The organism is Bartonella sp. CL100XZDX (assembly GCF_042195375.1).
GTDB lineage: Bacteria > Pseudomonadota > Alphaproteobacteria > Rhizobiales > Rhizobiaceae > Bartonella.
This window is the reverse complement of the sequence record NZ_JBHIOH010000064.1, coordinates 59913-72036: the sequence shown is the minus strand read 5'-3', so window position 1 is coordinate 72036 and position 12124 is coordinate 59913. Positions and strand designations below refer to the sequence as shown.

Below are 12124 nucleotides of genomic sequence, written 5' to 3'. Positions count from 1 at the left end.
ATGCAACCAAAGAGAGTGTTCTTTATCTCTCAAATATCATTAATTAAGATATGTTTTCATTTTGATAAACGATTCTTTCTCAAGAGACTCTTTAATAAGTTCATCTGCCTTGTTAGAATCTATTTCCCTTGCAATAAGGGTACGTGCTGTAGAAATTGCCAAATCAATAGCCGATGAAGAAACCATGCGTATTGCATCCGCTTCTGCTTGAGCGATTTTTTGTTCTGCCAATTTATTACGGTTTTTTACATATTCTTCTGCTTTTGCACGGGCCTCAGCAATAATAGATTCAACTTCATGCTTTGCTGCTGCAACAATTTCTTGCGCATCTTTTTCTGCTTCTGCATGTTTGCGTTGATATTCAGCTAATATTTCCTGTGCTTCTTCACGAAGACGCAGAGCCTCATCCAGTTCATCTTTGATACGCTTTGCACGCGCATCAAGATGGTGTATAACCCTTTGTGGAATTTGGAAATAGACTAAAAGAGCCAAAAAAAGAACTAACCCAACAAATGCCCAAAAAGTATCAGTCATCTTTGTCTTCCTCAATAATCCGCAGTTTTAACAACTGAACGAACAGCCTCTTTGCTAATATCAACGTCAATCAATTTTTTCACAATTTCAAGAGCTACTTCTTCAGCGATAGAACCAACATTTTGCATCGCTTTATCCCGAATTTTTGCTATCTGTTTTTCAGCATCTGCGAGTTTTTTCTCTAAACTCTCTTCAATTTCTTTCCGTTCAAGCTCTGCCTTTTCTTTTAATTCTTCACTAGCTACCTGCGCTATAGCCTGCGCATTCAAACGCGCTTCTGCTAATTTCCGCTCATAAGTTTCAACGACAATGTCTGCTTCCTGCTTCATGCGCATTGCCTGATCTAAATCAGATGCGATTCGATCTCGCCGTGTTTCAATAACACCACCAATACGTGGTACAATTACACGAGAGATAAAAAGATAAAAAAGACCGAAAGAAATTGCCAACCAGAAAAAATGCGAACCAAAATGCACAAAATCAAAAGGCGGAAACACACGATTTGCATGCTCTGCCACCTTTTTAATATGTTCTATCGACGTTTCAGTGTTCTGTGCATAAGCGCTTGAAACAAACATCTTCTTTCATCCTTTAAATAGCTTATTAAAGCCCTCTATAACCGATGATAACTGACTGACATCTCTCTGGCATCTCTCTGGTTAAGAGCTAAAAGGGTAAATCTTTCCTCATGCAAGAACAGATATACCCTTTTGATGATGATCAAACCCCAAAAAGAAGTAATAAAGCAATGAGCAATGAAAAAATTCCCAAAGCTTCTGTTACAGCAAAACCAAAGACGAGACGTCCAAACTGACTATCTGCTGCTGATGGATTTCGTAATGCACCAGAAAGATAGCTACCAAAAATATTACCAAGTCCTAAAGCTGTTCCAGCCATACCAAAGCAAGCAAGACCAGCGCCAATATATTTTGCTGCAAGCACCATTTCCATGTTATTCTCCTTTAAAGCGAAATTGCATTATTCGACGGAATAACCGCCAGTTTTATTAATGTCCTGGATGAATTGCATCATTAAGATACATACAAGTTAAAACCGTAAAGACGTAAGCCTGAAGGAATGCGACCAAAAACTCAAGTGCAGTAATTGCTACAGTCATAATAAGCGGTAAAACCGAACCACCCACACCTACGAGTCCTACCCCAATCATTGAAACAACAAACCCAGAAAACACTTTAAGCGTAATATGACCAGCAAGCATATTCGCAAAAAGACGAAAAGAAAGACTAATTGGACGGGAGAGAAAAGAAATAACCTCAATCATTGTCACCAGAGGCAAAACCACAACAGGAACTCCACTGGGAACGAACAGTTTCAAAAAACTGACCCCATGCTTATAAAAGCCATAACCAATCACCGTCAAAATCACCACCATTGCTAACGAAAACGTGATCATGATTTGAGATGTAACCGTATAAAAATAAGGAAAGAGACCAATAAAGTTAGCAACTAAAATAAAAGTAAACAGAGAAAAAACTAAAGGAAAAAACTGCATCCCCTGCACACCAGATGATTCCCGCAGAGTCGATGCTACAAATTCATATGCCATTTCCGAAAGAGACTGCATCCGCGTTGGAACCAATCCACGACTCGATGACGAAATGAAGAGAAAAATAGAAGTTACAACAACCGTAAGGACTGTAAACAATGATACATTTGTAAACGATAAATCCATATTTCCTATGGAAATCTTAATCAGCCTTGAAACCTCAAACTGATGAATAGGATCTGGAGCGTGCGTTGTCACTTCAACCTCATTTATCGGACCTCTCATTGGCCCCTTTATCTTGTTTTTGGCGCAATGCGCCTTTTTTTCCTAATTGACTGGAGGAAACATACCCCACAGACCGAAGAATACTCAATACACCAGCAGCAAACCCAAAGAAGAGAAAAAATACTAATCCCCAAGGCCATGAACCTGCTAACTTATCAAACCCCAACCCCAAAACAATACCAACTATAACACTTGCCAGAAACTCACTGGAAAGCTTAATTGCGCCTGCCATCCTTCCTTGTGATTTTTCCCGCTTATTCTTATACTCCCGCTTCTTTAATGCTTGCTTGCGCACTAAAGCTACGCTTAAATTCCTACTACGACATTCCAAATCCTCTGAATGAAGACACTCTCCTTGCTTTTCCTCTTCAGCCTCCTTACGGCTCATAACGGGTTTCTCGCCCATCGCCATCATTGGCTCCTTAATTAAAAAGCAACGTAAGAATACATTTCATAAAACCGTGTGCATCATATTGTTCCCGAATTTATTCGTCAAGATACTAAAAGAAATCTATCACAAGTTATCGTATAAATTTTATTGCAGAAATAACGTATTTTTCAATTTACATGCTTTCTTAAAAAGATATTCTGAGCACCTAAACCGATTTCACGACAGCACCCGTGAATGTATAACAAAAGTTCCCGTGAATAATATAAAACTCATAGAACAACCATTTTTACGCTTAACGAAAGGTGTCAACTGATACCATCTTATTTTCCGGCTCCCAATGTTATATCAATCCTAGTTTTGAAAGAGAACATAGAAAGCTAAAAAACAGTATGAGAGCGTTAGTTTACACCTTTTATTCAAATAAACTTGCACTTTTTATTTTATGAAAATAATAATCAATGGTTTCTATATGATCCTATTCGCAAAGTATTTTACATATGCCATTACAGGCCCCATCACGAAATGAGCTTGAGGGTATTAAGAGAAGTTCCTTTAAATACAAGATATTAATAAATCTAAAATTTCAAATAGATTAAGCCAATAGAACACAATAAAATTTAAATACGATTACCATACCACTTTATACAATTTTAATCCACTTTTATGAACTTCACTCTTTACAATTGAATATCGGTAGATTTAGCAAGTATTTTTGCTTTTTATTCAGACAAACTATCGTAAGCAAAAGCGCTTATTCATAATCTTTATTTTTATGAAACGATAATCTAATACTGCTTTTCACACAAGCATCATAATTATATTCCCCTACCCTCATATTGCATCTATTCTTGCACTTAAATAACCCATTAAGAGGATTATGTACTCTTTCTTAAATACTCCCTATCACACTCTTCTCATGACATGCAAATAAATGATCATCAATAAAATTAAAACTTTAGCAAATAAAATTTTAATTTTATGAAAAGAAAGATCATTGAAAAAACTTACTTTTAAGATTCTTAAGTATAGATTTCATTCACTCAAAAAATTAAAGAGTTATCATTTCTTCTTGGAACGTGTCGCAAAAGGATTATCAGAGGCTCGTAATGATATGCGAACGGGTATACCAGACATATCAAATGTTTCACGTAACCCATTGACAAGATAACGCAAATACGACTGTGGCATACTTTTGGGACGCGAGCAAGAAATCATAAATCCAGGAGGACGTGTCTTAACCTGTGTGATGTATTTAACCTTAAGTCGACGTCCAGAAACCGCAGGAGGTGGATGATGTGCCACAACAGTTCCAAGCCATTGGTTCAATTTAGCCGTCGAAATGCGACGATTCCATACACGGTGCATCATCATGACATTTTCCATCAGTTTATCAATCCCTTGACCATATTGTCCTGATAAAGGAACGGCTCTCAAACCACGAACTTGAGGAAGAAATCGAGCACATTTTTCATGCAAATCAATCAATGTAGTCTGACTGTTTTCAATAAGGTCCCACTTATTGAAAGCAATAACTGGAACACGCCCTTCACGAATTACAAGATCAGCAATTTGTAAATCCTGCTTTTCAAAAGGTATCGTTGCATCAAAAACAATGACCACCACTTCTGCAAAACGAATAGCACGCAAAGTATCTGCAACAGATAGTTTTTCTAATTTTTCTTGAATTCTCGATTTTCGACGTAAACCCGCAGTATCAAAAAGTTTAATATGACGACCACGCCATTCCCAATCTACAGAAATAGAATCACGCGTGAGTCCTGCTTCTGGTCCTGTTAACAATCGCTCTTGTTTCAACATACTATTAATAAGAGTGGATTTTCCTGTATTGGGACGCCCCGCAATCGCAATCCTAATGGGCTTACTTTCATCGTAAATAAGCTCCTCTTCTTCCAAATCCTTTACATCATCACCAACAGATGCAGGCTGTATCATCCTATTTTCTTCTTTGTTGTTGCCAAAAGCATGCTCTGACCCAACAGCATCTATAATTGCATCACGCAGATCACTAAGTCCCAAACCATGTTCAGCCGATATTGGACACGGCTCCCCCAAACCTAATGACCACGCCTCATACTCTCCTCCTGTTGCCGCTCTTGACTCAGACTTATTGGCAACAAGCACAATTGGCTTTCCTGATTTGCGAACCAATGAAGAAAAATTTAAATCACTTGGTGTTATTCCGCTCTTTGCATCAAATACAAATAAAATAAGATCCGCTTCATCAATTGCAACTTTTGTATGAGAACGCATACGCCCCTCGAGTGTATGATCACCTGCTTCTTCCAGCCCAGCCGTATCAATCACATCAAAACGTAGATCTTGAAGTTTTGCCGCATGAATACGCCGATCACGTGTTACACCAGGCTTATCATCAACCAAAGCCAATTTTTGCCCAACCAAACGATTAAATAGTGTCGACTTCCCAACATTGGGACGACCAATGATAGCAATGGTAAGGCTCATCGATTTATTCCTTATTTGCCTTGCCCTCAGCTTGTATAAGCTCAAGCATCATTCGAGCCCGATCTGTTATTTTTGAACCCAAAGCACCTTCTTCAGAATTTTTTTTAAAATAATAAACCGCCTCATCCATTTTATCCGCCTTATAGGCAGCTAAGCCTAAAGCTTCTCTTGCAGACATACGCATAGGATCGGTATCACTTGCCATATCTTTGATGCGCTTTTCAACATCAGCTAATGTCCCTGTATCAACCAGAATATAAGCCGCCCGAATTTTTGCAACTTTCTGCAAAATCTGCGGTGCTTTCTCATCCGCTGCAATAGAATCAAAGATCTCCACTGACTTAATAATATCACCTTTCTCCATGAGTAAAGAAGCCTCACGTAAACGAGCAAGAAAAGGATACCCCCCAAAATGAGAGGTTTTAACAGTTTCTAATTGCTTTATCGCTTTATCAAAATCACGTGTATCCGCAAGATCAAGACTCTTTACAAATGCATCACCAATATAACCAGCTTTCTTTATTTGCGTATGATGATAAACTTGATAAGCAACTATCATGAATATAAAAAGAATAACTGCTCCAATAATTGAAAAACCATACCGTCTCCAAAAAGCAAGCGCCTTTTCCTGACGAAATTCTGCATTCACTTCAGCAATAAAACTATCATACGACATATATCATACCTTGAAAAAAGTTACTTTATCTGTGCTTTTACGCATAAATGGATAAAGATGGTAGTCCTAATTAACTAAAAATCTTTAAATTGCTCGTTTATTTATTTTAAATCAACATGTAGCCAATTCAATCGGATTTTTGCAACAGTCTTAATCGAAAATGATATAAGCACCCTGTTTGTACATATTACAGCTTTTACATATATTGAGTCTTATGAAAAATTTCCTGCCTTAATATTTATCATGATTGCCTATCATCTCAAGCAGATTTTCTCCCCATTATATAGAGAGATAATCTTTTAAAGTCTTCAACCGCAATCGTTGGTTGTATTGGATTATAGAATTATAATAGAAAAACCAATTCTTGAAAAAACTTAAAAAAGGTAAATTTCCATGAAAGTCCCTTAAAACCCAATAAATAAATTTTTATCTGTATCAAAAATACCGTAGCGCCATGATTAAAGTGTGGTATAATTCCAAATCTTCAGTTAAAGCTCTTTATATAAAGTGTATCCCTTCAACTTATCTTCATACGATTAACAACCTTTTGTAATTGACCCTTAAAGTTTCTAAAAATATCCTATTGTAAGGGCCAAACCCACATAAGCATTGGAACAGCAATAATAACGATCAACACCGCCAATGGAGCACCCAAACGTGGATAATCACTAAAACGATATCCTCCTGGCGCCATCACGAGCATATTACTTTGATGTCCAATAGGTGTAAGAAACTCACATCCCGCACCAATTGCAACAGCCATCAAAAAAGCTTCAGGCTTATAATGAAGGGAATGAGCAAAACTTGACGCAATTGGTGCTACCATCATCACTGTTGCTGCATTATTCAAAAATGGCGTAACCAACATAGCTGTCACCAACATAAGCGCTAAAGCACCAGATGGCGGGAAAAATATTGCCAATTGGCTCAGCCATTGACCAATGAGATCCGTACATCCTGTTTTCTCTAACGCTTCACTCACTGGAATAAGAGCCGCTAATAGTACGAGTATTGGACCATCTAATGCCTGATACAGATCACGCGCGGGCAAAACACGAAAGATCACCATTGCAGCAGCAGCAGAAAAGAAAGAAAAAGCAACTGGAACAATATGAAAAGCTGTAAAAATAATTGCTATAAATAAAACAGCTAAAGAGATGAAACCATGTCGTAAATTTCCAAACACAATATTTCGTTTTGCTAGGGGCAAGCATTTCAATTCTCTTAATAAATTGGGAATAATTGCATCCTGTCCTTGCAAAACAATCACATCTCCAAGATGGAAAATAATATCATCAAGTCTTCCCCGCACCCTTTCATGTTGACGACTTAACGCAAGTAAATTTACATTATAGCGATCAAATAGGGAAAACTCTTTCGCACTAATACCAATAAGAGGTGAATTATGGGTAATGACTGCTTCAATAATATCAATGTCACTGTCCTTATCACCTGCAGCAATAGTTCGCCCCTTAGAAAACTCTAAACGAGCAGAGTTCATCACGCTATCTAACCCTGTATGTGACCCTTCCAGCAAAATAATATCATTTTCAGACAAAACAAAATCTGGTAATGGTGAAATAGATACTTTGTTTCTGATAATTTGAATTACCATAACATCACCACTTGATGGCTTAACCAAATCAACAATATTTTTCCCCACAATCGGTGAATTTATTGGAATATGCACTTCTGCAACATAATTACGGATATCAATGGCATCATCAAATGATACACCTGAACGCACACGCATAGGCAAAAGCCAATAAAAACAGACCAAATATACAACACCAGCCGTCGCAATAACCGCACCAACTGGTGTAAAATCAAACATAGTAAAAGGTGTTCCTGCTAAACGCTCTTGCATCGCTGAAATAACAACATTAGGAGATGTTCCTATCTGTGTCATAAGCCCTCCCAACAAAGAACCAAAGGCCATGGGCATCAAAAAGACAGAAGGAGAAACCTGAGAACGACGTGCAAACTGAAAAGCTATCGGAAGCATAATCGCCAAAGCACCAATGTTTTTAACAAACATTGATAATACGACAACAGAAAGAACCAAAAAAGCTAATTGAAGACGCACCGATTTCACATCGGGCCATATCCGTTGAATAATAAATTCCATTATACCAGAGCGAGATACAGCAGTACTGACAACAAACACACTCCCCACGATAATAACGATATCATTACTAAAACCGCTAAACGCTTCCTTCGGGCTAACAAGACCAAGGGCACAAGCTATTAATAATGTACAAATAGCAACAAGATCATAACGAAATCGATCCCAAATAAAAACAACCATCATGAGACCAATGATCGAAAAGGCCATTATTTGATTTTCTGTCATAACACTCACTTCTCCCCATTAAATTAATGAACAAAAACATATCTTTTATGTTTTAAATATTCCTATAAACAGCAGCAAGATAAAAGCAGACATCGGAATATTTTAGGATAATTTTAAAGTGATAAAAAATTATGATGCGCATAAACTCACCTCTCCTTATTATGCGTGCTTTTCTATAAAGTGCTGAACCCAAAGAAAATTGATAAAAGTTGATAAAGCTATATTGCAAAAAAGATGAGAATAACTCTAATATAGAGAGTAGATAATTGTTGAAACTGGTACACGCTATATTTAAACCTTTGTCGTTGCTTAAAAGAATTTATCTTCACTCTCAATTCAAAGAGTGATAAAAATGAAAGAAGAAAGAATGGTCAATCTTAATAGTGGGTATCAAAGTAACCTCAGATATTGGCTCACTTGCATTATTGGATTTGTTGCTATCTTGGCAATTATAATTGTTGGTGGATTTTATATCGCAAAACCCTATCTTGACAGTTTTGTAAGACAAGAAATAGCCCGTCGTGCCATAAAAGCCGAAACATCTGAAGTAAGCATTCTAGGTAAAGTCAACTTGAAGAATGTGACATTACCCGTTCCAGCTGGTACATCACTTAAAATTGGTGCCATTTCTGCCCGTCCTCCTCTTTCCTTTATTCCCGGAACTTTTACATTTTATAATGTTGATTTAAAGCATAATAATATTCATGTGCAAATTCCCCAAATTTCTCTTCGGAGTGTATCCCTAAAAGAAAAAGATAGAACGATAACATCACGTCTTTTACAATCAATGATGCGTATTGAGCTTTCCTCAATTATTGCTCCCAATATACAACTTTCTATAGAAAATAAAAATAACCAAACAGAAACGGTTGAAATCAAGAATTTCCAGCTTTCTGATTTTAGAAATAACCATATCCGTTCAGTTAGTATCAAAAATATGGATCTTAAAACGGTCGTAGCAAATGGTGCCAAACAGATGCAACTTATGGCTAAAAGTGATACAATAAAAGCCCATGATATCGACATCAACTATGCCTATTCTATCATTTTTGGAAAAAACAATGCTCTCAATCAAGGTAAAACCGTTACTGGCCCCATTTCTCTGAATAATATAAGTGTTGATATTTTTGAAGAAGCAGAAAAAAATAGCTCTTTCTTCCTTGGGCAGTTTAAAACATCTGGTTTAAAGATGAAACCGCTTGAACAAACTCCTGAAAAATTAATCAAAGCTTATCTTAATGCAAGAAAAGAGAATAATAAAATCGCTGAAAAAGTTGCACAAAATGGTCTTCTTCTAAACATACTGCTCGCCATTACCTCAGCGGATGCCAAAGTTGATAATATCACCGTTGATATACCGCAGTTGAAAGCAACGCTCGAATCATTCCAATTCAAACCAAGTTTGTGGAAACAACCTATCCCTAAAAAGCTTTTTCTTTCTCTCAACAACCTTTCCATTCTACCTAAAAAAATGAATGAAAAAGACTTAGAGTTTTTCAAAAATCTGAACTTTGAGCGCTTTAATGTTTCAGGAAAAATTGATATTTCTTACGATGAAAAAAAACGTATGCTCTTTCTTGATACAATGTCTTTCAATATGAAAGACATTGGATCTGGAGATATCTCGGCTAAGGTTATTGATGTTGATGAAAAGCTTTTTTCTGGTCAGAAAAATATAATGATTGCTGCGTCTCAAGATCTTGGCATCAATGAAATTGATATACAATATACTGATGCAGGTTTCATTGATAAGCTTTTTTCTTATCTTGCGCAAAATCTTAATGACAGCCAACATGATCTTAAAAAGGAACTTTATGACGATTTCTATCTAATGATGACGCAGACCCCAAAAATTCTGCTAAAAAATCATGACGAAGCAGAAAAAATTTCAAAATCCTTAGGAGAATTTGCTAAAAATCCACAAACATTGATCGTTAAAATTAAAGCAAAAGATAATAAAGGTCTCGCAATAGTTGATCTCGAATCTGCTCTACAAAATGATCTATCCAAGGCTTTAAGCAAAGTACATCTCACTATTAAAAATGAAGCATCGCCTTAAACGTTTTGTGCTTTAAACATGATGATCTTGTCTATAAATTAAGAACTTTATTCCTCTTTTTTCTTTTATATGATACAGAAGGTATCATACAGAGTTATTTATACAGAGAATATAGAATCTAAAATTGTCGATGCTTGGAGTTGTTCATGTCTGGTTTATCTTCAAATCGCCTGCCTAATCGCGCTTCTCGTGTCACCAATCAAGCGCTTTCTGCTATCGAGCGTTTTCTCCATATTGAAGCTCTTAGTGGTGTTGTTCTTTTATTAGCTGCTGCTTCTGCACTTATTTTTGCCAATTCTAAATATGCTGCTTTCTATGAATCTTTTTGGCATACACCTCTTGGCTTTAATTTGGGTCATTTCACTCTTTCATGGGATTTACATTTCTGGGTTAATGATGCCCTTATGACTATTTTCTTTCTCGTCGCAGGAATGGAAATTCGACGAGAAATTCATGAAGGTGCTCTTGCCGATTTTAAACAAGCAATCTTACCAATTGTTGCTGCAATAGGGGGCGTTTGTGTTCCTGCAATTATTTACTTTATCTTCAATTTTAACGAGGGACATATGCGCGGTTGGGCTGTGCCAACAGCAACAGATATTGCCTTTGCTCTAGGTATTCTTGCTCTTCTAGGAAAAAAAATTCCTTCTAATCTTCATATTATTCTTCTATCATTAGCGATTATTGACGATATTATCGCTGTTCTTATTATTGCTTTTTTCTACTCAACAAACATTGATCCTAGCGGTTTAATGATTGCAGGAGCGGGTATTGCTTTGGTACTATTTTTTCAGTGGATCGGGCTTGCATCAGCATGGCTTTACATTTTACCTGGTGCAATCATTTGGTGGGGTTTAATGGTAACAGGCGTTCACCCATCGCTTGCTGGCGTAATCTTAGGGATGATGACTCCCGTTCTTCCTACCCGTACTCTTGTAGCGCCACTCACCATGCTCAGTAACGCTATGCAAATTCTTCAAGAAAAAAATACAAAAACAGATCTGCATCATATTTCAACAGCATTAAAAAAGATGCGCAAAGGACAACGGGCCATGATTGCCCCAGTAACTCGTGTTCAAAAAGCATTGCATCCATGGGTTGCATACGTTATCATGCCAGTTTTTGCCTTCGCAAATGCAGGAGTAAGTTTTGCAAACTTTGATCTTTCTTCTGACAAATCATTCTTGATTGTTCTGGGTGTTGTCATTGGTCTTTTCATCGGTAAGCCTCTTGGTATTATCACTGCCAGTTATATAGCTGTAAAATCGGGACTATGCCGCCTACCCCCTCATATGACCTGGACAGGTGTTTTACTCATTGGTTTTTTAGCAGGAATTGGCTTTACAATGTCTATCTTTGTTTCAATGCTCGCTTTTAAAGATATTATTCTGCTTGATGCGGCAAAAATTGGGGTCCTTTGTGGCTCTGGTTTATCTGCCCTTATCGGTCTGGGATATGGATTTATTTATATTAAGCGCAATAAAGGAATTTCTCATAGTTCCTAACAAACTAACTGAAAATACATTTTTATGCAGAAATTCTAAAAAGTAATTTTGCCCATTTGTTCGATTCAGACGATATTTAATGTAAAATCCGTTGTCTCACCTCATCTTTACACTTATGAAGGAGAAAACTAACGTCATCATACTATTTACTAGCCTCTAATGTTGCAACAACCTTTGACACTCGAGAGGAATCATAAGAGATATTTTTATTCCTTTCTTCAATAATCTTTTACTCATGTACCAGCTCCACTCATGATATACACAGAAATGGTTTTAATTGTTTTAATAAAGGCTTCGTGGTTTCAGAAAAGCTGTTTTTTATTGGGACTA

The 12124-nt window shown here is 36.9% G+C and carries 10 protein-coding genes; 2 read left to right on the top strand and 8 right to left on the bottom strand.

From position 1 onward, the window contains the following. Positions 1 to 39 precede the first annotated feature (39 nt). The 8 genes from ACFILU_RS07155 to ACFILU_RS07120 form a co-directional block, all read right to left on the bottom strand. Entirely contained in the window at positions 40 to 534 is a 495-nt protein-coding gene (locus tag ACFILU_RS07155) for a F0F1 ATP synthase subunit B (RefSeq protein ID WP_273790399.1), read from the bottom strand. 11 nt (positions 535 to 545) lie between these two features. Continuing rightward, positions 546 to 1112, bottom strand: coding sequence for a F0F1 ATP synthase subunit B (locus tag ACFILU_RS07150; protein ID WP_273790398.1), 567 nt, complete (start codon positions 1110 to 1112; stop codon positions 546 to 548). A gap of 142 nt (positions 1113 to 1254) precedes the next feature. Then, on the bottom strand, positions 1255 to 1485 hold the full coding sequence (locus tag ACFILU_RS07145) for a F0F1 ATP synthase subunit C (protein WP_005773968.1): 231 nt from the start codon (positions 1483 to 1485) through the stop codon (positions 1255 to 1257). Positions 1486 to 1540: 55 nt separating this feature from the next. Next, positions 1541 to 2299, bottom strand: a complete 759-nt coding sequence (locus ACFILU_RS07140) for a F0F1 ATP synthase subunit A (protein ID WP_375675423.1) — start codon at positions 2297 to 2299, stop codon at positions 1541 to 1543. Between the two features lie 7 nt (positions 2300 to 2306). After that, positions 2307 to 2738 carry an AtpZ/AtpI family protein gene (locus ACFILU_RS07135; RefSeq protein ID WP_375675404.1) on the bottom strand — a complete coding sequence of 144 codons (432 nt, stop codon included), beginning with the start codon at positions 2736 to 2738 and terminating at the stop codon, positions 2307 to 2309. A 1038-nt stretch (positions 2739 to 3776) separates the two neighbouring features. Further along, positions 3777 to 5201, bottom strand: coding sequence for a ribosome biogenesis GTPase Der (gene der / locus ACFILU_RS07130; RefSeq protein ID WP_273790396.1), 1425 nt, complete (start codon positions 5199 to 5201; stop codon positions 3777 to 3779). 4 nt (positions 5202 to 5205) lie between these two features. Then, positions 5206 to 5877, bottom strand: coding sequence for a tetratricopeptide repeat protein (locus tag ACFILU_RS07125; RefSeq protein WP_375675402.1), 672 nt, complete (start codon positions 5875 to 5877; stop codon positions 5206 to 5208). Positions 5878 to 6457: 580 nt separating this feature from the next. After that, positions 6458 to 8230 carry an SLC13 family permease gene (locus ACFILU_RS07120; protein ID WP_375675400.1) on the bottom strand — a complete coding sequence of 591 codons (1773 nt, stop codon included), beginning with the start codon at positions 8228 to 8230 and terminating at the stop codon, positions 6458 to 6460. A gap of 352 nt (positions 8231 to 8582) precedes the next feature. On the opposite strand from ACFILU_RS07120, the gene ACFILU_RS07115 reads away from it, so the two are divergent. Next, positions 8583 to 10289, top strand: a complete 1707-nt coding sequence (locus ACFILU_RS07115) for a hypothetical protein (protein WP_375675398.1) — start codon at positions 8583 to 8585, stop codon at positions 10287 to 10289. Positions 10290 to 10435: 146 nt separating this feature from the next. Further along, positions 10436 to 11794: a Na+/H+ antiporter NhaA gene (nhaA, locus tag ACFILU_RS07110; protein ID WP_375663701.1), complete on the top strand. Its 1359-nt coding sequence runs from the start codon at positions 10436 to 10438 to the stop codon at positions 11792 to 11794. Positions 11795 to 12124: the final 330 nt, after the last annotated feature.

What these genes read in the sequence shown, in the direction of transcription:
- nhaA (WP_375663701.1), top strand. Translation starts at nt 10,436, where the DNA reads ATGTCTGGTTTATCTTCAAATCGCCTGCCTAATCGCGCTTCTCGTGTC.
- ACFILU_RS07155 (WP_273790399.1), bottom strand. Translation starts at nt 534, where the DNA reads ATGACTGATACTTTTTGGGCATTTGTTGGGTTAGTTCTTTTTTTGGCT.
- der (WP_273790396.1), bottom strand. Translation starts at nt 5,201, where the DNA reads ATGAGCCTTACCATTGCTATCATTGGTCGTCCCAATGTTGGGAAGTCG.
- ACFILU_RS07120 (WP_375675400.1), bottom strand. Translation starts at nt 8,230, where the DNA reads ATGACAGAAAATCAAATAATGGCCTTTTCGATCATTGGTCTCATGATG.
- ACFILU_RS07125 (WP_375675402.1), bottom strand. Translation starts at nt 5,877, where the DNA reads ATGTCGTATGATAGTTTTATTGCTGAAGTGAATGCAGAATTTCGTCAG.
- ACFILU_RS07135 (WP_375675404.1), bottom strand. Translation starts at nt 2,738, where the DNA reads ATGGCGATGGGCGAGAAACCCGTTATGAGCCGTAAGGAGGCTGAAGAG.
- ACFILU_RS07150 (WP_273790398.1), bottom strand. Translation starts at nt 1,112, where the DNA reads ATGTTTGTTTCAAGCGCTTATGCACAGAACACTGAAACGTCGATAGAA.
- ACFILU_RS07145 (WP_005773968.1), bottom strand. Translation starts at nt 1,485, where the DNA reads ATGGAAATGGTGCTTGCAGCAAAATATATTGGCGCTGGTCTTGCTTGC.
- ACFILU_RS07115 (WP_375675398.1), top strand. Translation starts at nt 8,583, where the DNA reads ATGAAAGAAGAAAGAATGGTCAATCTTAATAGTGGGTATCAAAGTAAC.